Origin of the sequence: Roseateles sp. YR242 (assembly GCF_900109745.1) — a bacterium.
GTDB lineage: Bacteria > Pseudomonadota > Gammaproteobacteria > Burkholderiales > Burkholderiaceae_C > Roseateles.
This window is the reverse complement of the sequence record NZ_FOAV01000001.1, coordinates 783,868-804,345: the sequence shown is the minus strand read 5'-3', so window position 1 is coordinate 804,345 and position 20,478 is coordinate 783,868. Positions and strand designations below refer to the sequence as shown.

The following is a 20,478-nucleotide window of genomic DNA, read 5'->3' as shown; positions in this document are numbered from 1 at the left end:
AGGGATGCACACCTTTTATCGGCTGCTTGCTCGCGGTCCAATGCGCGCTTTCCTTCAGCAGTCCACATTACCCATGTCCGTGACCTCCGTCCTTGCCGCCACTGGCCTGGCGCTGACTCTTGCCACTTCCAACACCACGGCAGCTGCCGCTGTTGCAGCGACGCCGGCACCGGCCTCCCAGGCCGCAGCCGCCACGCAGAATTTCGATGCATGGGCAGAAGGCGTGGCGGCCATGCGCATGCGGGCCGATCCCATGACGGCAACTGCCGTGCAGTATTTCAGCGGGAAGCTGCAGGACCGTCTGGACGGGGAACTGGCGCCCGCGACCAAGGCCGCGCAACTGCAGTTGATCGGCAAGGAGAAGCTGGCCTTGGCGCAATTGGGCCGGTTTGACCCCTCAACGTTGACGCCGGTGCAACGGGTGTCCGCCGAAGTGATCCGCTGGTCCCTGGAGCGGGACGTGGCCAATGCGCCATTCCTGGACCACGCCTACATGTTTGACCAGATGGGTGGCGCGCAGATCGGCTATGTGCTGTTCATGACGCAGAGCCAACCGCTGCGCCATCCCGCTGATGTGGAGAACTACCTCAAACGCCTGGCGGGCCTGGGCGCGGTGATGGACCAGAGCATTGCACGGGCGCGTGCCTCGCAGGCCAAGGGCGTGCTGATGCCGCGCTTCATCACCGAGAAGACGCTGGACCAGTTCGAGCAGTTCCTCCAGCCTTCACCGGCGCAGAACGTGCTGGTGACCGCACTGGACGAACGGATGGCAGAGATCGATGGCTTGAGCGCTGCCGCTCGCCAGCAGGCGCGGGCGCGTGCCGAGAAGATCGTGGCCCGCAGCGTGCTGCCTGCCTGGCGCCGTGGCCTGGCGCTGGTACGTGCGCAACTGCCGCTGACCACCCATGATGCGGGGGTGTGGCGGCTGCCGGATGGCGCCAACTACTACGCCGCACAACTCCGCGCGATGACCACCACCAACTACACGCCGGCCGAGGTGCATGCCATTGGCCTGGCGCAGGTGGCGCGCATTGAAGGCGAGATGGACGGCCTGCTGCGCCAACTGGGTTATGCCGACGGCACGGTGAACCAGCGGTTTGCCCGGTTGCAAGCCGACCAGCAGCCGAAGGAGCCCAACCCCCAGCAGGTGCTGAACGACCGCAACACCGCCATCCTGCGGGACGCCGAGGCGCGTGCGAAGCTGATCTTCGATCTGCAGCCCAAGGCCCGCGTGGAGGTGCGGCGGGAACCGCCGCTGACCGAGGCCACGGCGGCAGCCCACTACTCCATGCCGGCGCCGGATGGTTCGCAGCCCGGCATCTACTGGTCCCCCTTGCCGGGGCCGACGTTTGAAGTGGCGGAGATGCGCACCACCGTCTATCACGAGACGGTGCCCGGCCATCACTTCCAGCTGGCCATCCAGCAGGAGAACGAGCAACTGCCGCGTTACCGCCGCAGCGGTGCCTTCCCGGCCGGTTCGGCTTTTGTGGAGGGCTGGGCGTTGTATGCCGAGCAACTGGCCGTGGAATACGGCTGGTATGAAGGCGATCCGGTGGGCCGCCTGGGCCAGTTGAACCTGGAGCTGCTGCGTGCGCGCCGCCTGGTGGTGGACACAGGCCTGCATGCGCTCAAGTGGACCCGCCAGCAGGCCATCGATTACGGCGTGCCGGAGGCGGAAGTGGATCGCTACGTGGTCTGGCCGGGCCAGGCCTGTGCCTACATGATCGGCCGGCTGAAGATCGAAGCGCTGCGCCAGAAGGCGCATGAGGCGCTGGGCGAGCGCTTCGACATCAAGAAGTTCCACAACCTCGTGCTGCTGACCGGCGACGTGCCGCTGCAGGTGCTGGAGGATGTGGTGGACAACTGGATCCGTACCAGCCAGCAGGGCGGCTGACGCGGCATCGTCAGTGCCCGCCGGTCACCAGCGATAACCCGCCTTCGCCACGTATTGGCGGCCGTTGAAGCCGAAGGGTGAGAACTGGCTGTAGGTCAGGATGCCGCCGACGGCATTGGCGGCAATGACCCGGTCCGGATACCGGTTGGTCAGGTTGTCCACGCCGATCTGGGCGTTCCAGTGCCCCGAGTCCCAACCCACCGACACGTCGGCCAGCCAGGCAGCGCCAAACGTCTGGTCATTGGCGGCCGTGGTCTGGCGCACCACGAAGCTGCCGTAGCGGCTCAGGGCCAGCCGGCCATTCCACGGGCCCCAATGGTGTTCCCCGCTGAGCACCAGCTTGTCCTTGGGGGAACCCACCGTGGCGCGCGCAATGCTCACCCGGTCGATCAACTGCAGGTTGTAGGCGGAGAGCAGGGCGGGGTTGTCGGCCACATGGCGGACCGAGTTCTCGATATGGCTGACGGCCACCGAGTAATCGCCCCGGCCCCAAGCGCCCCAGTCCTGCTGCACGGTGCTGACGAGATCCACCCCGCGCGTGCGTGTGTCCAGCGCGTTCGTGAAATACCGGCCCGCGCTCACCAGCACGCCTTGCGCCGCCAACTGCTGGCGCAGCGCCGTGGGCAGGCTGAGATTGGCGGAGAGCAGCACGCGGTCGTTGATGTCGATCTGGTAGGCGTCGATGGTGGTCTGCCAGTTGGACGTGGGCTGCAGCAGCAGGCCCAGACTGATGTGGCGGGACTTCTCGGGCTTCAGCGGTGAGGCGCCCAGCGCCACGGCGGCAGCGGCGTTCACCGGGAAGGTGCCGGCATCCACCAGCTCGCCGTTGATCAGGTTGGTGGAGGTGGTGGCGAAGTACTGCTGCGCCAGGGAGGGCGCACGGAAGCCGGTCGCCACCGTGCCGCGCACGGCCACCGCTGGAACCACGACATAACGGGCCGACAGCTTGGCCGATGTGGCGCCGCCGAAGTCGCTGTAGTGCTCGCCGCGCAGCGCTGCCGAGGCACTGAAGTTCCGGGAGAGCTGAGCTTCCAGACCGGCATACACGGCAGCGTTGTGGCGGCTGTGGCTGCCCGCGTTGGTGGGTTGGAAACCCGGGAAGCCGGAAGCGCCACCGTTCTGATAGGACGCGGCTTCACCGGCTTCGATGCCGTAACGCTCGCGGCGGAATTCGGTGCCCAGGGAGAGTGTCACGGGCGCGAACAAGCCGGCATCGATCTCGCGGGAGACGTCGGCGTTGAGCACCGTCTGCTGGTTGGTCAGCCGGCCGGCGTCGAACTGCGTGGGGCTGTTGGCACCCAGCGAATAGTTGGCGGTGTTGGCCACGTCGATGTCGAAACGGTTGCGGCCGTGGTCCAGGCTCACATCCCAGGCCCAGTCCGCCCAGCGCCCGCGCACGCCCAGCACGCCGCTGAGGTCGGTGGTGGTGCTTTGCTCCAGTGGCAGGAAACCTTGCGGGTACAACGTGGCCACGTTGTTGGCGGTGGCCGTGGCCTGGGTGCGCCAGAACGCGGCGCTGGTGGTGTCGCGATGGCTGAGGATCGCGTTGGCGTAGAGGCGGGTGCTGTCGGCGAGGCCCAGTTCGGCATTCACGACGGCGGACTGCTGGGTGCTGTCCGGATCCCCCAGGCGGTTGTTGACCAGGCCCTTGCGAGGCTCGGTGGCCGCGTCCCGCGTGTCCACGCCCGCACGGTTGGTGCGCTGTTGATGGCGGGTTTCCAGAGCCAGGCGGGCCCAGCCGTCGCCGCCCAGCAACAGCCCGAGGCTGGTGGAGGCGGCGCCGCGGGTGCCGTCGCCCCGGTCGGTCTGCCCGCCCTCAAAGTTGAGGTGGCCGCCGGCCGCGCCCTTGCGCAGCACGATGTTGATGACGCCGGCAATGGCGTCGGAGCCGTATTGCGCCGCGGCACCATCACGCAGCACCTCGATGTGGTCGATGGCCGCGAGCGCAATGGCATTCAGGTCCACCGGTGCGGAGCCGCGGCCCTGCGTGCCGTTGATGTTGACCACGGCGGAGGTGTGGCGGCGCTTGCCGTCCACCAGCACCAGGGTCTGGTCCGGCGAGAGGCCACGCAGCTGCGCCGGGCGCACGGCGTCGGAGGCATCTGTCAGGGACGGGCGCGGGAAGTTCAGCGACGGCAGCAACTGGCCCAGGGCGCTGGCCAGGTCGGCCGCGCCCGTGCGTTGCAGGTCCCGGCTGCTGAGCACGTCCACGGGTGATTCAGATTCGGCCAGGGTGCGGTTGGTGCGGCGCGTGCCGGTGACGACGACCTGACCGAGTTCGGTGGCGGAAGTGGAAGTGGCTCTGGTGCCAGTGCCGGCCTGTGCCTGCGGCGCGGCCTCGCTCTGGGCGGCGCTCACGGCGGGCATGACGACCAGGGCGAGCCAGGCGGCCAAGGCCAGTGGGTGGATGGCCGGTGTGGCTGCCCGCTTGCGTGGGGTGCGCAGGGGCCGGCGGGTGTTGGCGTGGAGGGAATGGGGGTTTGGCGCGTTCAAGGTGAAGTCTTCTTGTTGCTGTCAGCCACCGAGGTTGCCGGGCAGGCCGCCGGGATTCAAAGAAGGGAAATGCGCAAGCACATGCGGAGCCTGGGCTTGACGACAGCGCTTGTCGGCCAACACCGGCTGCGAAGACAAAGCTCGACCTGACTGCGGCCATGGCGCCCGCAGGCATCGGCCAAAGCGGCCCACCGCACATTGAACCGCCCCCTCTTCATGCCTCAACGGCCGCGCCCAACAAGCCAGCGCGCTACATTGCCAGTACACAACACGGCCGCCTCCGACGACCGCGACGCTGACGCAGGAGATACAGCGATGCACGCCCGTAACGAACGGATCCGGATGCTGACCGTGATGGTGGCTGCGGCCCTGATGCTGCTGCTGGCCTTGATGCCCGGCCAGGCCCAGGCGGCCACCACGCTGGTGGGGCAGGGCAGCAGCCGCTGCCTGGACGTGCAGGGCGGGGCCTCTGCGGCGCTGGGCGCGCCGATGATCATCTACGACTGCCACGGCGGTACCAACCAGTCGTTCGAGTTCACTGCCGATGGTGAGATCCGGGTGATGAACGGCACCCGCTGTCTGGATGCCTATCAGCAGGGCACGGCGCTGGGCACCACCGTCGTGGCCTACTTCTGTAACGGGCAGCCCAACCAGAAGTGGACCTATAACAACAACGGCACCATCACCGGCCGGCAGTCCGGCTTGTGCCTGGATGTTTACAAGGGGCTCACCGCCGCCAAAACCGCGGTCATCCTCTACACCTGCCGGGCCACCAGCAACCAGGTGTGGATACGCAATGATGGCGTGCAGATCGACACCACGCCGCCCACGCCGCCCAGCAACCTGTCGCTCTCCAACCTGCAGTGCCGGTCGGCCACGCTGTCCTGGGCGCCCTCCACGGACAACATCGGCGTGGCCTTCTACGACGTGTATCACGATGGCCAGCAGATGACGACGGTGACCGGCAGCACGCTGGCCACCACACTGACACTGACGCCGGGTGCGCGGTGGGGCCTGTATGTCAATGCGCGGGACGCGGCGGGCAACGTGTCCCAGGCCAGTGCCACCTTGTCGGTGACCGTGCCCCAATGCAGCGTGGACACCCAGCCACCGACGGTGCCGAGTGGGCTGACGGCCGCCGCCACCGGTACCTCGGTGGCGCTCAAGTGGAACGCCTCCACGGACAACGTGGCGGTGGCCGGCTACGACATCTATCGCAATGACGTGAAGGTGGGTGCCACGGCCGGCCTGACCTATACCGACAGCGCGTTGACGCCCAACACCGGCTACCGCTATGCCGTGAGCGCGCGGGACGCGCAGAACAACAGCTCTGCCCGCACGGCGGATGCGTTGGTCACCACGGGTGGCAGTTGCAGCACGGCGGTCTGCTCGGTGGCGCAAGTGGCGACGGAGACGGACCTGCCCTGGGGCATGCTGGCGCTGCCGGATGGCCAGTTGCTGTATTCGCGCCGGGACGTGCGCGATGTGGTGAGGCTCAACCCGAGCACCGGCGTGAAGACGGTGGTGGGAGTGCTGAGCAATGCTGCGGGCACCGATGGAGAGGGCGGTGTGATGGGCCTGGCGGCCAGCCCCAACTTCCCCACGGGCGACTCCTGGCTCTACATCATGTACACCACCGCCACGGACAACCGCATCGTGCGGGTGAGGTATGTGAACGGCGCCCTGGACATGTCCAGCCTGCAGGTGCTGCTCAGCGGGGTGCTGCGCAACAAGTATCACAACGGCGGGCGGCTGCGTTATGGGCCGGACGGCAAGCTGTATGTGGCCACCGGTGACGCGCAGAACGGAGACTTCGCGCAGAACACCAGCCACCTCAACGGCAAGGTGCTGCGGATGAATGTCGATGGCACCGTGCCTTCGGACAATCCTTTCGGCAACCTGGTGTGGAGCTATGGCCACCGCAATCCGCAGGGGCTGGCGTTTGACGCGCAGGGCCGGCTGTGGGAGCAGGAGTTTGGCGACAGCACCATGGACGAGACCAACCTCATCCAGAAGGGCGGCAACTACGGTTGGCCGATCTGCGAGGGCACGCTCTCCCGCAGCGGCACGGGCTGCGGCACGTCGGGGTTCATCGCGCCCAAGTACACCTATCCGGTGGCGGACGGCTCATGCAGCGGCATCGCCATCGTGCGGCAGGCGCTGTATGTGGCCTGCCAGCGTGGCGAGCGCCTCTACCGGCACGCCATCAGCGGCGACAGCCTGCTCAATGTGCAGGAGCTGTTCCGTGGCACCTATGGGCGGATCCGCACGGTGGAGCCGGCGATTGACGGCAACTTGTGGATCTCCACCACCAACGGCGGCGACAAAGACAACATTGCGAACAACAGCGACAACAAGATCATCAAAGTCAACCTAGGCCCCTGACCGACCACGACCCCAAGCCCTCCGATGAGAGGGCGGCCGGTCTCGGGGCATTTGCTTCGGGATATGGCCATGCACAAGACGGCAGGGATCGGGCTGACTGGGCTGATGACGTTTGTCATCGTCTTTCTGGCGCTGTTGGGGCTGCATCTGCCCTTTGTGGCGTCAGATGCGGAGGCCAGTCTCGGCTTCAGCCGAGGGCCGTTCACCGATGAGGGCCTTTATACGGCGCAGGTCCGCAATGCGATGCGCACCGGGGTGCTGGACATGGCCGAGTCGGACGGGGTGATCAAGGAACCTCTGTTCTCGCTCTTTGCCTGGGGCGTGCTCACCGTGTTTGGGGATTCGTGGCTGGTGATGCGCGCGGCGATGCTGGCGCTGAGTTCAGCGCTGCTGGCGGTGCTGGTGACCGGCCGCTCGCCCCTGTGCCGTGCGGTGCTGGTGGGGCTGCCGGTGGTGGCGCTGTCGTATTACCCCTTTCATTACGGGCATCTGGCGCTGGTGGAGATGACGGCGTCGCTGCTCATCATCGGAGCGCTCTGGGGCGTGCAGCAGCGGCTGAACGGTGGCAGTGCCTGGGCGCTGGTGCTGTCGGCGTTGCTGATCTTCCTGGCGTATTCGATGAAGGTGCAGTTCGTGTATGCGGCGGCCATTCCGCCTGTGGCCCTGGTGCTGGCCTGGGGAATGAATGTGAGCGTGGGCCGGGGCCTGGACCGGCCGACGGCGCGGCGTGCGCTGGTGGATGTGGTGGGCGCCAGCGTGGCGGCGGTGGGATTTGCGGCGGTGTTTGTGCTGGGCTGGTACCTGCCGAACCGGGCACTGATGTCGTTTGTGCTGGGGGCGCAGACGTCACGGCGGTCGTCCTCGCTGGAGCAACTGGTGGCCAGCGTGAGGGACAACCTCCACATGCTGGCCACGGACCGGCGGATCTGGGCGGTGTGGCTGGCGCTGGTGGTGGGGCTGGTGGTGGCGGTGGTGGCGTGGCGTGCGCTGAGGCGTGCCGTGAGGGCGGCGGCAGGCCGCCGGGCCGTGCAGCTCCAGGCAGAAGCGGCCTGGGGGGATTTTGTCGGGCTGATGGCTCCGACCGCAGCCTGGGCGCTGATCGAGCTGCACAAGGTGACGCTGAGCTATCTGCCGAGCCGATATTTTCTGCCGTTGATCATGGCGCTCGGGTTGCTGGGCGCGGCGGGGATGTATGCGGCATGGCGGTGGGGAAGGCGCAGCCGCGTGCCGGGACCTGAACGCGGGGCCGGCGCCGGGCGCGGTGGATGGGAAGGGCGCCGCTGGGCCAGCGTCTCCTTGGCCGGTGTGCTGGGGCTGACCCTGGTGCTGGACGCGCGCGACTATGCCAATGCCCATCAGCGCCGCGCCTACGTCATCCGCGACACGCAGGCAGCGTTGGCCGCCGAAGGGCGTTGGGAGAACCAATTGGTGATGGGGCCGTGGGCGGCGACGCTGTTCTGGGGCTCCGGGGCGATCACGAAACCGGTGTGGAAAGACTATTTCAACGACGGCCCGCGTATCCAGGCCTTGCGACCTGTTGTGCTGGTGAGCGAGCCGGACCAGGAGGATTCGGAGCGGGGGTTTGAGAACAGCGGGATGGTGATGGCGGAGCCCCCGCTGCGGTCGGTGAAGGTGCGGGATTGGACGGTGAATGTGTATGCCGCGTCAGAGCGACGTACCGCGAATGGCGCGGTGCAGTTGCCGTAGACGCGACGGGACCGTGAGCGCTCGGTTGCTGCCCAACATCGGGCTTCGAGGGGGGCAGCGGGGGCTCAGCGCTCTTGCAGCAGACTCAGCGTCTGATCGTCCTGCTCGCCGCCGTAGAACCTGTCCAACGCCTCCAGGAACAGCGCATCGCCGCCCGAGGCCCTGGCGAAGAGCGTCATGGATGACTTGAACTTCATGGCGTCCACCACCCCGAGAATGCTTTCGGCGGTTTTGTTGCGATGGCTGTCATGAGGCTCACGCATTCGCGCAGCCGCGGGCCCAGTACTTCATGCTGCAGGTAGGCCACGGCCTCGTCCAACGAGGTGATGCCATAGAACTGCGCGGTGCTGCTGCGGCCCAGGCTCTTGAGCTGGGGGAAGAAATACCACATCCAGTGGCTGCGCTTGTGGCCCAGGCGGAGTTCTTCCAGGACGGTGACAACTTGAGGCGCCTGGGCGGTGACGAAGCGGGCGAGGTCGTGGGGCATGGTGCGGGTGACGAGATTCCTAGCTTGCCAAGTTCTCAAGTGCCGCCTCGACCATCAGCGGAAACGGCATGCTGCTTCCCCAGCTCGCATCGCGACTCATGGCGAGGAAGTCGGTAGCTCGCAGCTTATCGAGGAAGCGGGCGCGTGTCTCGGGATGAAATATCCACTCCCGGATCAGCTGGCGGAACTCGGGGTGATCGGCCGCGAATGGGTTGGCGTAGTCACCACCTTCCCAGAAGTTCGAGTAAGTGTCGATAACAAAGTTGGCGGTGGCGACAGGCGTGGAGGTGGTGAGCCATTGGTCGAGCAAGGGCGCGATGTCTACGCCGGCGATGTGGAACATCAACAGCACACTCAGTGGTTGCTCACCTGGGTCCCGGTCAGTGATGACACGATGGAAGAAACTCCGGGAGAAATCAGTGATTGCGGCCCACTCTCCTTGGTTCCAGCTCTCCTTTGGGCAACGCCCCAAACGGTCCAGGTTGAGTTCTGTGGAGTGATGGATCAGCCCCTCTTCGCTCGCCATGAGTTCGAACATGCGGGGCAGGAAGTACGCCACTTCACCCACGGGTTGCTCGGGCCTCTTGGCGGAGCAGTTGTACGCATAAAGATGGGCTGCAGGGATCTGCTTCAAAGGCAGCGTCCGAAGGTCTCGCTCAATGTCTTGACTGACGCAGCACCCACAGACATCCAGCGGAACGCCGGGCGCCTGGTGGTGTTTGAAGGCGTCGTAGGCCTGTGCAACCGCATCATCAATAGGCAAGAGGGTTGTATTCATGGATGTTCAGAGACCTGGATTCGGGCTTCGTCGTCATCGAGGAAATGCAACTTGGCAAAGGCCACCGTCTCCGCCGTTGGGGTCCTCGGGGGGGGCGACGGGAGCAAGAGGCTGGCAGTATCTCGCGTCGAGGTGGCGGGTAGCCAGCGTTTTTGGTGCAGTTAGGAATCCACTATCGGCGTCTCGCGAAGTTCGCCGTGATGGCGGCCCGTTAACTAAGCGAATCGAAATTCTGCTTGGGACAGCGCCGACTTCTGGGCGCTGCTCAATGAAGTCTGGCAAAGCGGCACGCCTGACCTCTGGGCCAGGGTTCAGCGTGCATCTGCGGGCTACCGCCCGACCAGTCGCGCCTGAGATGGTCGGACCAGACTGCGGGCCACCATTTGGCTGACCAGCTCAGCGGTAAGGGGCATCCATGCAAGAGCGCGACGCTTTGATTCCGCAGTGCCAGATGGTCGTGCCACCGCTTCAATGGACGCCGGTCACTCGCTTCATGCCTTCGCTCATATTCGTCATGAGCCGACTCTGAAGTGACACACCATAGGTACACAGTCGGGTGCCTGAAACCCGCATGACCGCTGGGTTCCCGCACACACACACTGGGAAAGAAGGAATGAAGGTGACGAGCCTTACCCTCGGCACTGGTCACAACGGCTAGGGCTGCTTGGTTCCCCACCTGACCCGGTTGGCCGCGCTTCCATGCGAGGAGGCCCGTCAGGGACGCATTGTACGCGAGCCCGAAGCGCTCTCCGAAGACGCCATTCATGATCAACATCACACTCACCGCACGGCCGCGCAGGCAGGCCCCAGAGAGTTGTGTTTAGAATGCCCACCGGACCCAGCGCTTGCGCGCAGCGTGTCCACCGCCGATTTACCAACTACTTGCGGGCGGTCAACAAGTACGGCTAAAGCGTTGCGGCTCCGATGATGCCCCCGGGCCGGCAAACGCCGGTGATGTCTGTGGGCTCTCGGAGTTTTTTCATGTCCGCTCGTCTTGCGCAGTTCGACGCACTGCTCACCCGCCGCCGCACCCCGCCTGCGGCCGCGCCCCATCAAACCACCCGCACGCTGCGCGACCCATGGGGTGAACCCGTCGCCGAGTTCAAGCACACCCCGTCCGATATCGAGTTGCTCAAGGCCGCCCATCGCCTGCAAGGGGATGACTGGCTGGGGGTGCTGGCTGATGAAGCCCAGGGCAGGGGGCTGAACGCCGCCTGGCGCCTCGCGCTGCTGCGAGCGGACCGGCATGGCCGCCCCCGCCTCTCCGCGCAGGTCGGCCCGCAGTGGCTCTCCGCAGCGGTTGCAGAGCGCCCCGGTGTTCGGCCCGCTGTGCTCCGTCGCGACCTGTGCGCCGCCGCAGTGCGCCAGCTCTGGGCCTCGGGCTGGAAGCTGGTGGGTTAAGAAACCTCTCGCGGGAGTGATGCAGAGGTTCTTTAACGGGGCTACAGCCCCAGCAACACATCCCGGGTCACCGACACTGCCACCACATACCCCAGCGCCATCAAGGCCACGAGGTATTCGATGACGCGGAATTCGCTGCGCCCCAGCGCCCAGTGCCCCGTCGCGAAGTAAACCGCCAGTGCGATGAACTTGGCGACCATCCACGGCTCGGTGCGCGGATCATGGAGCAGCGCCACCCACAGGCTCAGGCCGGAGACAACGATGAGCACATGGCTGCTGAACACAATCGTGCGCAGCCGTTCGTCCATTACCCATGCCGCCCCGAACTGATGGGCCAGCCCTCGCACGACAAACAGCCCAACGCTGCACCAGCCCAGCAGCGCATGCATCTTGACCATGGGCAGATAGAACCAGTCCATGGCGCATGAGCTTGGCGACACGGTCCAGGCCTGTCAATCAGGCGAACACGGGGCCACGCAACAAGCAAAAAGGGCGGAAAAACCGAGACCTGGGCCCTCGGCTGCGACCTGATCTCAGGTCACTGAACTTCGCTCAACGGAGCTGCAGGTCATCGTCCCCAAAGCGGATATTCAGCGGCTCGATCAGCAGTTGCTTCTCGCCAGCTTCCACCGTGCCGGCCACCCAGGCGTCAATGCCGCAGGCCTTGGAGATCTCCACCACCTTGGCCGCCTGGTCCGCCTTCACGAACAGCGCAAAACCTGCACCCATGTTGAGCGTGGAATAAGCCTCGCGGTCATCCTGTTGCGCATGCTGCTGAATGAACTTCAGCACCGGCGTGACCGGCGGCACCGTGTGGATGCGGTAAGTGAACTTGCCAGGGTGGCGCAGCAGCTTGCGCCAGCCGTGGCCGGTGATGTTGGCGCAGTACTGCGGCGTGATGCCAGCCTTGTACAAGGCCTCGGTGACCGGCGAGTACAGCGTGGTGGGCGCCAGCAGGGCGTCACCATAGGTCAGGCCGGGCTGCACTTCGGTCAGGTAGCCCTGCGGCAGGCGCTCGATCAGCTTGCGGGCCAGGCTCAGACCGTTGGCATGAATGCCGCTGGAGGCCAGCAGGACGATGGCGTCGCCATCGGCCAGCTTGTCGCCCACGGAGAGGCGTTCCTTCGGGTTGATCAGGCCGGTGCAGGACGCTGCCAGGTCGATACGGCCGGCTTCGACGATGCCCGCCAGCGCAGGTGTTTCTCCGCCGCCCCAAGCCACCTGGCAGGTGTCGCAGGCCTTTTTCCAGCCGGCCACCAGGGCCTGGGCACGCTGGGCGTCGCCGAACCAGTCGGACCCGCCTGCCGCCCAGTAGGCCTGCACCACCAGGGGCGTGGCGCCCACCGTGATCAGGTCGTTCACCGCCATGGCGATGGTGTCCTGGGCAATGCCGTCGTAATAGCTCTTGCCGGTGAGGGTGGCCATCTCGTCAGCCACCAGGGCCTTGGAGCCCAGGCATTCAACGATGGAGGCGATATAGAACGGGCCCACGTCCACCACATAGGCGGATTCGCCCCGCGAGGCCTTGACCTCGGTAAAACCGTGTGCCGACAGGTGGCCCGCGGTGGCCGCCGCCGCGCGCTGGGCGCTGACCTTGAGCGGGTCGATCAGGTCGTAATTGACACCGGCCTGCTCATAGCTCAGGGTGCCGGAGGTGGGATCTTGGGGGGCATGGGTGGTGCTCATGGGCGGTGATTATCCGTCACCTCTACTGACAAACCCGGGTCACCCCGCCAACGGCTCGCACCGGCAGGGCGGGCGCCCCCCGTAGAATGCCGCGCCATGAGTTATCAGGTCCTCGCACGCAAGTACCGCTCCCGTACCTTCGAGGAGCTGATGGGTCAGGAGCATGTGGTGCAGGCCTTGGCCAATGCACTGACGCAGCAGCGTCTGCACCATGCCTATCTGTTCACCGGCACCCGGGGGGTGGGGAAGACGTCCGTCTCCCGCATCCTGGCCAAAAGCCTGAACTGCCTGGGTGCGGATGGTCAGGGCGGCATCACCGCCCACCCCTGCGGCGTCTGCGACGCCTGCCGGGACATCGACGCCGGCCGCTTCGTGGATTACGTGGAGCTGGACGCCGCCTCCAACCGAGGCGTGGAAGAAATCTCCCAGTTGCTGGACCAGTCGGTCTACAAACCGGTCGTGGGGCGCTTCAAGGTCTACATGATCGACGAAGTGCACATGCTCTCGAATACCGCCTTCAACGCGATGCTGAAGACGCTGGAAGAGCCGCCGGACTACCTGAAATTCGTGCTGGCGACCACGGACCCGCAGAAGGTGCCCGTCACCGTGCTGTCCCGCTGCCTGCAGTTCAACCTGCGGCCGATGTCGCCCCAGACGGTGCTGGAGCACCTGGGCAAGGTGCTCGCCATCGAAAACGTGCCCTCGGAGCCCGGCGCCTTGCGGCTGCTGGCCCGGGCAGCACGCGGCTCCATGCGGGACGCGCTGTCGCTGACCGACCAGGCCATCGCGTTCGGCTCCGGCGAGCTGAAGGAAGCCGGCGTGCGCCAGATGCTGGGCAGCGTGGACCGTGGCCATGTGCTGGGCATCCTGCAGGCGCTGGTCGCCGGCGACGGCGCAGCCCTGGTGGGCGCTTCGGACCGGCTGCGCGACATGGGCCTGTCGGCAGGCGGCACGCTGGAAGACCTGGCCGTGGCACTGCAGCATCTGGCCGTGGCCCAGGCCGCGCCCGGTGCGCTGGACGCCAGCGACCCGGATCTGGCCGAGCTGCTGCCACTGGCCAGCCAACTGCCGCCTGACGAGATCCAGCTGATGTACAGCATGGCGCTGCATGGCCGCCAGGAGCTGCCGTTGGCGCCCGATGAATACGCCGGCCTCACCATGGTGCTGCTGCGCATGATGGCCTTCCGGCCGGAAGGTGGCGCACCGCGTGCCGCGGGGGCGCCGGATGGTGCCGGCCGCGCCGCCAGTACACCTGTGTCGAGTAGCACGGCGGCGACGGCTCGGCCGGCACCTGCGGTGGCGGCGCCTGTGGCGGCTGCAGCGCCTGTGACTTTGGCGCCGGCCGCAGTGCCAGCGGTGGCTCCAGCCTCTGCGCCAGCGCAGGCGGCGCCGGCAGCGGCTCGTGCCAGTGAGCCGCAAGCCTCGGCAGATCCAGAACCTGAACCTGCGGTAGCGCCTGAGCCCTCCGGCGAACCAGCCACGGCCTCAGCGCCGGATGTTGCTGAGGCGCCTGCGCTGGCAGCCGAAGCTGCACGCGTATCTGCACCTGCATCCGCATCCGCGTCCTCATCCGAACCTGCGTCCGCGACTGAACCCGTCGCTGGCGCCGACACAGCGGCCGCTCGCGGCGATCACGATGAGGCCGGTCGTGCGGTGGCGGACGCTGTTCGCCCGGTCGATGGGCCTCCCTGGGACGAAGCTGCGCCGGCTCCGGCCGCGCCGGCCTCTGACGCTGCCGCGCTGCGGCCTGCAGCCCCAGCGCCTACGCCTACGCCTATGGCTACGCCCGCCGCCCCCGCGCCGGCGCCGGCGCCGGCCCGCCCTTCCGGCCCCCTGCGTGCCGCCCCCGCTGGCGCGCCGGCCACTCGCTTCAGCGACCGCCTGCGCCCACGCGCTGCGGCTGCACAGGCGGAGCCGTCGGAACCTGCCGAGGCGCCTGAAGACTTGTCCGCGCCGCATGATGACGACGGCGCCCCGCCATGGCTGGACGTACCGCCGCCGTCCGATGAAGAGATGAGCATCGGCCCGTCCTCGATGGACGACGACCTGCCCGACGCGGGTGCCGGCGATGGCGCCTCCAGTGGCCAAGGCGGCCAGGGGGGCGATGGCATCTATTTCTCCACCGCCGTGGAAGAGGTCCACCTCGTTCCCACCGCCCTGGGCGAACGCTGGGCCCAGATGGTCCCCCACCTGGGCGTGAACGCGCTGACCCGTGAGCTGGCACTGCAGGCCGAGTGCCTGGAAGCGGCCGAGCAGGAGTCCCCGCAGCGCTGGCGCTTCCGCGTGGAGCGGGAGTCCTTGCGGCAGGGCGGCTTGCAGGACAAACTGCAGGCAGCCCTGGCCGCCTACCTCAACGCAGAGGTCCGGCTGGACATCGAACCCGGCCGCGCCACCGATTCCCCGGCGCTGCGCGATACCATGGCGGCCCGCGCGCGGCAGCGCCGCGCCGAAACCATCATCCTCGAAGACCCCGAGGTCCAGCAGTTGCTGGCGCAGTTCAAGACCGCGCGCATCCTGCCGGGGTCCATCAAACCTCTCTGAACCGACAAGGATCAACAATCATGATGAAGGGTCAACTCGCAGGCCTGATGAAGCAGGCCCAGGCGATGCAGGACAACCTCAAGCGTGCGCAGGAAGAACTGGGCAACATCGAGGTGGAAGGCCAGTCCGGCGCCGGCCTGGTGAAGGTCACCATGACCTGCAAGCACGACGTCAAGCGCGTGACCATCGACCCCAGCCTGCTGGCGGACGACAAGGACATGCTGGAAGACCTGGTGGCCGCGGCCTTCAACGACGCGGTCCGCCGTGCCGAAGAAGTGAGCCAGGAGAAGATGGGCAAGCTGACTGCCGGCATGCCCCTGCCTCCCGGCATGAAGTTCCCGTTCTGATCGCCTTCTGGTGACTGCGCTCGAACAACTGATCGAGGCCCTGCGGCGCTTGCCGGGCGTGGGCCAGAAATCGGCGCAGCGCATGGCCTACCACCTGCTGCAACACGACCGTGCTGGCGCCGATGCGCTGGCCCGCGCGCTGCAGGAGGCGGCCCACAACGTGCGGCACTGCGAGCGGTGCCACACCTTCAGCGAAACCGCGCTGTGCAAGATCTGCCAGGACACGCAGCGGGACGCGCGCCTGCTGTGCGTGGTGGAATCACCCGCCGACCAGGCCGCGATGGAGCGCACCGCTTCCTATCACGGCTATTACTTCGTACTGCAGGGCCGTATCAGCCCGCTGGACGGTATCGGCACGCGTGAGATTGGCGTGGCGCCCCTGCTGGCGCGCGCCACGGACGGGCAGGTGGAGGAGGTGATCCTGGCCACCAGCTTCACCGCCGAAGGCGAAGCCACGGCGCATGTGCTGGCCGAGGCGCTGCGGGCGCGCGGCCTGCGCAGCACCCGGCTGGCGCGCGGCGTGCCCGTGGGCAGTGAACTCGAATACGTGGACCTGGGCACCATCGCCCATGCCCTGGTGGACCGGAGACCCTCATGACATTGGCCAATTACTGCTTGATCGTGGCGGCTCTGCTGCCGGTGGTTTGCGCGGCGCTAGCCAAGTCCAAAGGCTATGGCAAACGCCGTCGTGATGGCGGGTTCGACAACCAGGATCCCCGCGCCTGGCTCAGCCAGCAGACAGGCTGGCAGGCCCGAGCCAATGCGGCACAGGCCAACAGCTTCGAGGCCTTGCCGCTGTTTGTGGCGGGGGTCCTGGCGGCGCAGCAGATGCATCTGGACCAGGGCCGGATCGACATGCTGGCCTTGGCATTCATCGGGTTGCGGGTGGTCTTCATCGCGCTGTACCTCGGCAACCAGGCCACCTTGCGCAGCCTGGTGTGGGCGCTGGGCATGGCCACGTCGATTGCATTGTTCTTTGCGTGAGGTGGCTGGCGCGGCAGGGGCCTGAAACCTCTTCCTCTGCCTCCTGGCGAAAGCCGGCGCTCTGAAAGCGGGCGCCCTGAACGGCCCATGAAAAAGGCGCTCCTCGGAGCGCCTTTTCAATGTTCCTACGGTTTCGTACCGTTGCGCGAGGGGTTGTGAAGCCCGCAGCCGCGCCGCAGGCTCATTGCAGGGTGGCCGCGCCCTTGGTCTTGGCGGAGGCCACGCCACCACCCCCGCTGCGGCCTGCGGCCACCTTGGCGCCCCGGTTCTTGCCAGTGCTGCCGGTGGCGTTGCGCGTGCTCTTCGCGGCCACCTTGGTGGTGGTGCGCGTGGCGGTCGGCTTGACGGTCTTGCGGTTCGGGGTGGAGGCGGCTGCCCCGCCCTCCGCCAGCACCGCCTGGTTTTCGCGCAAGTACACCACCACGGCCTGGCCCGGCTTGAAGCTGGCCTTGGTGCTCACCCGGTTCCACTGCGCCACCTGGGTGGTGCCCAGCCGGTAGCGGCGGGCCACGGTGGCGACCGAGTCGCCGCGGCCGGCCTTGAGCATCACGCGGCGCAGCGGCGGCACGTCCGGCGCAAACATGATGCTGGCGTTGTCGGCCAGGTGTTCGGAGACATCGCGGTCACGGGAAGCGGTGCGGGGCACCAGCAGGGTGGAGCCCTGCTTCACCAGCATGCGCGCCGGGATGCGGTTGATCTCGCGCAGCCCGGTCTCGCTCATGCCCACCTGCTTGGCAGCATCGGCCGGCTTCATGGTGCGCGGCACCACCCAGGCGGTCCAGGTGGCCAGCGCGCCACGGTGCCTCTCCAGGTTGGCGACAAAGGTGCTGGCGTTGTCGTAAGGCAGCAGGATCTGCCCGCTGCTGGCCGCCAGGATCACCGGTTTGTTCATCTGCGGGTTGAACTGCCGGAAGGTCTCTTCATCCAGCGCGGCCAGCTGGGCGGCCAGGCTCACATCGATGTCCCGGTCGATATTCACCGACAGGAAGTAGGGATGGTTGGCGACCGCCGGCAGATCCAGCCCGAAGGTCTCCGGATGCATGACGATGTTCTTGATGGCCTGCAGCTTGGGCAGGTAGTACCGGGTCTCGTCCGGCATGCGGATGTTGTCGTAATCCGCGGGCAGGCCCAGCTTCTGGTTGCGTGCCACGGCGCGGGCCACGTTGCCCTGACCCCAGTTGTAGGCCGCCAGCGCGAGTTGCCAGTCGCCATCGAACATCTTGTTCAGTCGCTGCAGGTAGTCCAGCGCGGCGCGGGTGGAGGCCAGCACGTCGCGGCGGTCGTCGCGGAAGATGTTCTGCTTGAGGTCGAAGTCCCGGCCGGTGGCGGGCATGAATTGCCACATGCCCACCGCCTTGGCGTTGGACTGGGCATCGGCGCGGAACGCGCTTTCGACAAACGGCAGCAGGGCCAGCTCGGTCGGCATGCCGCGTTTCTCGACTTCCTCGACCACGTGATAGAGATAGAGGCTGCCACGGCCGGTCATGCGGCTGACGTACTCCGGACGGGTGCTGTACCAGTCCTCGGCCTTGCGGACGAGGTCGTTGTCCAGCTCCGGCATGGCCATGCCCGAGCGGATACGGGCCCACAGATCCACATGGGTCTTGGGCGCGTCGAGGTCGACCTTCTCGCCGGGATTGAGATTGTCTTCCAGCAGGACGTCCAGCTTCTCCTCGGGCTTGGGCACGCCGGAAGCTGCGGCAGCGGCAGCCACCGCCGCGCTGGGCAGGCCGGGCGGCTGGGCCGCAGCCACCACGGCGGAGGCGGCCACGCCCGGGGCGGCGGGGTCCGCCGGGGCGCTGGCATCGGCCTGAGGTGAGCGCGGAACGCCGGCACAAGCGGCCAGCGCCAGCGACACCACGGCAGCCAAAGCGGTCAGCGCCGGGCGGAACATGCGGCGGGCATGGGCGGTGGGCGTGGCGGCAGTCGTGGCGGGGAGGGGCAGTCGGTTCATCGGAATTCGTTCTTCCATTGGCGCAGGCCGGCTAGTACAGACACAGGGTCGGCACCGACCTGCGGATCGAAGCGCTGCGCAGCATGTCGGACCGGGGCATGGCCGCAGCGCAGGAAGGGGTTGATCTGAAGCTCCAACGACAGCGTGGAGGGCAAGGTGGGCTGATGCTGTGCACGCATGGCCTGGCACCAGGCCTCATGCCGCACGATCGCCTCGTTGTCGGGCTCGACTGTCCGTGCAAAACGCAGATTGGACAAGGTGTATTCGTGCGCACAGCAAACACGGGTGTCGCCGGGCAGCGCGGCCAGTTGCGACAACGAGTGATACATCTGCGCGGCCGTCCCTTCGAACAGCCGGCCACAACCGGCGGAGAACAGGGTATCTCCGCAGAACAGCACCGGGCTGCCGGGCATGGAAGGCAGGTAGAAGGCGATGTGGCCGGCCGTGTGACCGGGGACGTCCAACACCTCGATGCGTTGGCCCAGGCATTCGAAGTGGTCACCGCCGTTGAGCGGGACGATGGGAACCGGCATTTTTTCGTGGGCCGGACCCCATACCCGCGCGGCGGGTGCCAGGATTCCCGTCAGTTCCTGCAGGCCACCGACATGATCGCCATGGTGGTGCGTCACTAGAATGCCCTGGAGCTGCAGCCCCCGGGCTTGCAGTGCCTGCGTCACCGGGGCGGCTTCGCCCGGGTCGACGACGAGCGCCTGCCGGCCGTTGTGCAGCAGCCAGATGTAGTTGTCGTTGAAAGCGGGAAGGGCAACCAGTTCCATGTGGTCCAAGCCATGACGAGAGCGAGCCAGGACGATGACCCGGCGCCGATTGTAGAGTCGGTGCTGCCTGCACCCGGCTTGGCGGCCGAGGCGCTGGCGGCGTGGTTGCGTACGCCACCCGGCCGCTACCTGCTCGGCTGGGAACAATCCTTCATCGATGCAGCCGTGGTGGACCTGTTCGGCTTTCACGCCGTCCAACTGGGCCTGCCGCAACTCGAAGGCCTGCGTGCCAACCGCATGCCCCACCGCTGGCTGGCGCTGAACCACTTGGTGGAGCCTGGCCAGGAAGCGTTCGTTTCGGGGGGCGCGAGTATGGCGGGAGGGCCGCCACCCTTGGCGCTGAATGTACGAGCGGAGCCTCAAGCCCTGCCCAAGCCGGAACGGGTGGCACTGTATTGCGAGTTCGAGGCGCTGCCATTTGAAGCCAACAGCCTCGATCTGGTCGTACTTCCCCACACTTTGGAGTTGGCCTCCGACTCCCATCGCTGTTTGCGCGAAGTGGAGCGGGTGCTGCGGCCGGAGGGGCGTGTGGTGATCTTGGGGCTCAATCCGGCCAGCCTGTGGGCGCTGAGGCAGAATCTGGCCCGGGTGAACGGGCGAATGTTCAGTCGCGTCTCCAAGGAGGCGGGGGCAGATGCCCGCCTGTATCTCCCAGCTGAAGGCGAATACATTGGCTACTGGCGTCTTCGGGATTGGTTGCGTCTGCTCTCTTTTGAGGTGGAACGTGCCGCCTTCGGTTGTTATCGGCCGCCTTTGCTCAGTCAGGTCTGGCTGGACCGCTGGCAGTGGCTGGAGAAACCCGGCAGCAAGTGGTGGACGGTGCTGGGCGCCTTGTACGGGGTGGTGGCGGTCAAGCGTGTGCACGGCATGCGCCTGGTGGGCATGGCCCGCAAGAAAACCCGGGGCACCAAGACGGCGCCGGCGGTGGCCCTGAACCAGCAACCGCATCAGCGCCAGCATGAACACGAGCCGCAATAGCAGCCGTCACGAATGACACTCGTCACGAACGACACCCGCCATGAACGACACCGTCACGAACAGCACC

15 protein-coding genes, 1 other RNA gene and 1 pseudogene are annotated in these 20,478 nt (G+C 66.8%); 9 read left to right on the top strand and 8 right to left on the bottom strand.

Going from position 1 to position 20,478, the window contains the following annotated elements:
* Positions 1 to 73 precede the first annotated feature (73 nt).
* Positions 74 to 1,894, top strand: coding sequence for a DUF885 domain-containing protein (locus tag BMY53_RS03505; protein WP_092943585.1), 1,821 nt, complete (start codon positions 74 to 76; stop codon positions 1,892 to 1,894).
* 24 nt (positions 1,895 to 1,918) lie between these two features.
* Here the strand turns inward: BMY53_RS03505 and BMY53_RS03500 are convergent, their stop codons facing one another.
* The gene (locus tag BMY53_RS03500; RefSeq protein WP_255370007.1) at positions 1,919 to 4,387 is read right to left on the bottom strand and encodes a TonB-dependent receptor plug domain-containing protein; all 2,469 of its coding nucleotides are present in this window, start codon (positions 4,385 to 4,387) and stop codon (positions 1,919 to 1,921) included.
* 315 nt (positions 4,388 to 4,702) lie between these two features.
* On the opposite strand from BMY53_RS03500, the gene BMY53_RS03495 reads away from it, so the two are divergent.
* Together BMY53_RS03495 and BMY53_RS03490 are read left to right on the top strand one after the other, a co-directional pair.
* Positions 4,703 to 6,772, top strand: coding sequence for a lectin (locus BMY53_RS03495; protein WP_218151167.1), 2,070 nt, complete (start codon positions 4,703 to 4,705; stop codon positions 6,770 to 6,772).
* Positions 6,773 to 6,841: 69 nt separating this feature from the next.
* Positions 6,842 to 8,479, top strand: a complete 1,638-nt coding sequence (locus BMY53_RS03490) for a hypothetical protein (RefSeq protein ID WP_143073901.1) — start codon at positions 6,842 to 6,844, stop codon at positions 8,477 to 8,479.
* A 65-nt stretch (positions 8,480 to 8,544) separates the two neighbouring features.
* Here the strand turns inward: BMY53_RS03490 and BMY53_RS03485 are convergent.
* The 3 genes and pseudogenes from BMY53_RS03485 to ffs all read right to left on the bottom strand — a co-directional run bounded on the left by BMY53_RS03485 (position 8,545) and on the right by ffs (position 10,460).
* A pseudogene (locus BMY53_RS03485) lies at positions 8,545 to 8,966 on the bottom strand (DUF1810 domain-containing protein).
* 19 nt (positions 8,967 to 8,985) lie between these two features.
* Complete coding sequence (locus tag BMY53_RS03480; protein ID WP_092943579.1) at positions 8,986 to 9,744, bottom strand: hypothetical protein; 759 nt, start codon at positions 9,742 to 9,744, stop codon at positions 8,986 to 8,988.
* Between the two features lie 618 nt (positions 9,745 to 10,362).
* Positions 10,363 to 10,460, bottom strand: an RNA gene (ffs, locus tag BMY53_RS03475) — signal recognition particle sRNA small type.
* Positions 10,461 to 10,725: 265 nt separating this feature from the next.
* Between ffs and BMY53_RS03470 the strand changes: the two genes are divergently transcribed.
* Positions 10,726 to 11,145 (top strand): hypothetical protein, encoded by a 420-nt coding sequence (locus tag BMY53_RS03470; RefSeq protein WP_092943577.1) that lies wholly within the window; start codon positions 10,726 to 10,728, stop codon positions 11,143 to 11,145.
* A gap of 41 nt (positions 11,146 to 11,186) precedes the next feature.
* Here BMY53_RS03470 and BMY53_RS03465 read toward each other — a convergent pair whose 3' ends face one another.
* Positions 11,187 to 11,564: a SirB2 family protein gene (locus tag BMY53_RS03465; RefSeq protein WP_092943575.1), complete on the bottom strand. Its 378-nt coding sequence runs from the start codon at positions 11,562 to 11,564 to the stop codon at positions 11,187 to 11,189.
* A 133-nt stretch (positions 11,565 to 11,697) separates the two neighbouring features.
* Complete coding sequence (locus BMY53_RS03460) at positions 11,698 to 12,831, bottom strand: AIR synthase-related protein (protein ID WP_092943573.1); 1,134 nt, start codon at positions 12,829 to 12,831, stop codon at positions 11,698 to 11,700.
* A gap of 96 nt (positions 12,832 to 12,927) precedes the next feature.
* On the opposite strand from BMY53_RS03460, the gene dnaX reads away from it, so the two are divergent.
* Genes dnaX through BMY53_RS03440 form a run of 4 tightly spaced genes read left to right on the top strand, consistent with a single transcriptional unit; the run spans position 12,928 to position 16,703 of the window.
* Complete coding sequence (gene dnaX / locus BMY53_RS03455) at positions 12,928 to 15,372, top strand: DNA polymerase III subunit gamma/tau (protein ID WP_092943571.1); 2,445 nt, start codon at positions 12,928 to 12,930, stop codon at positions 15,370 to 15,372.
* 20 nt (positions 15,373 to 15,392) lie between these two features.
* Positions 15,393 to 15,719: a YbaB/EbfC family nucleoid-associated protein gene (locus tag BMY53_RS03450; protein ID WP_218151166.1), complete on the top strand. Its 327-nt coding sequence runs from the start codon at positions 15,393 to 15,395 to the stop codon at positions 15,717 to 15,719.
* Positions 15,720 to 15,729: 10 nt separating this feature from the next.
* Entirely contained in the window at positions 15,730 to 16,317 is a 588-nt protein-coding gene (gene recR / locus BMY53_RS03445; protein ID WP_404947850.1) for a recombination mediator RecR, read from the top strand.
* On the top strand, positions 16,314 to 16,703 hold the full coding sequence (locus BMY53_RS03440; protein WP_092943567.1) for an MAPEG family protein: 390 nt from the start codon (positions 16,314 to 16,316) through the stop codon (positions 16,701 to 16,703). The genes recR and BMY53_RS03440 overlap by 4 nt, the downstream gene beginning before the upstream one ends.
* Positions 16,704 to 16,884: 181 nt before the next feature.
* Here BMY53_RS03440 and BMY53_RS03435 read toward each other — a convergent pair whose 3' ends face one another.
* Entirely contained in the window at positions 16,885 to 18,657 is a 1,773-nt protein-coding gene (locus BMY53_RS03435; protein ID WP_255370006.1) for a transglycosylase SLT domain-containing protein, read from the bottom strand.
* Entirely contained in the window at positions 18,654 to 19,433 is a 780-nt protein-coding gene (gene gloB / locus BMY53_RS03430; protein WP_092943565.1) for a hydroxyacylglutathione hydrolase, read from the bottom strand. The genes BMY53_RS03435 and gloB overlap by 4 nt, the downstream gene beginning before the upstream one ends.
* Before the next feature lie 93 nt (positions 19,434 to 19,526).
* Here gloB and BMY53_RS03425 point away from each other — a divergent pair, with 93 nt between their 5' ends.
* A complete protein-coding gene (locus BMY53_RS03425) occupies positions 19,527 to 20,411 on the top strand; it encodes a class I SAM-dependent methyltransferase (RefSeq protein ID WP_404947852.1) in 885 nt (294 codons plus the stop codon).
* Positions 20,412 to 20,478: the final 67 nt, after the last annotated feature.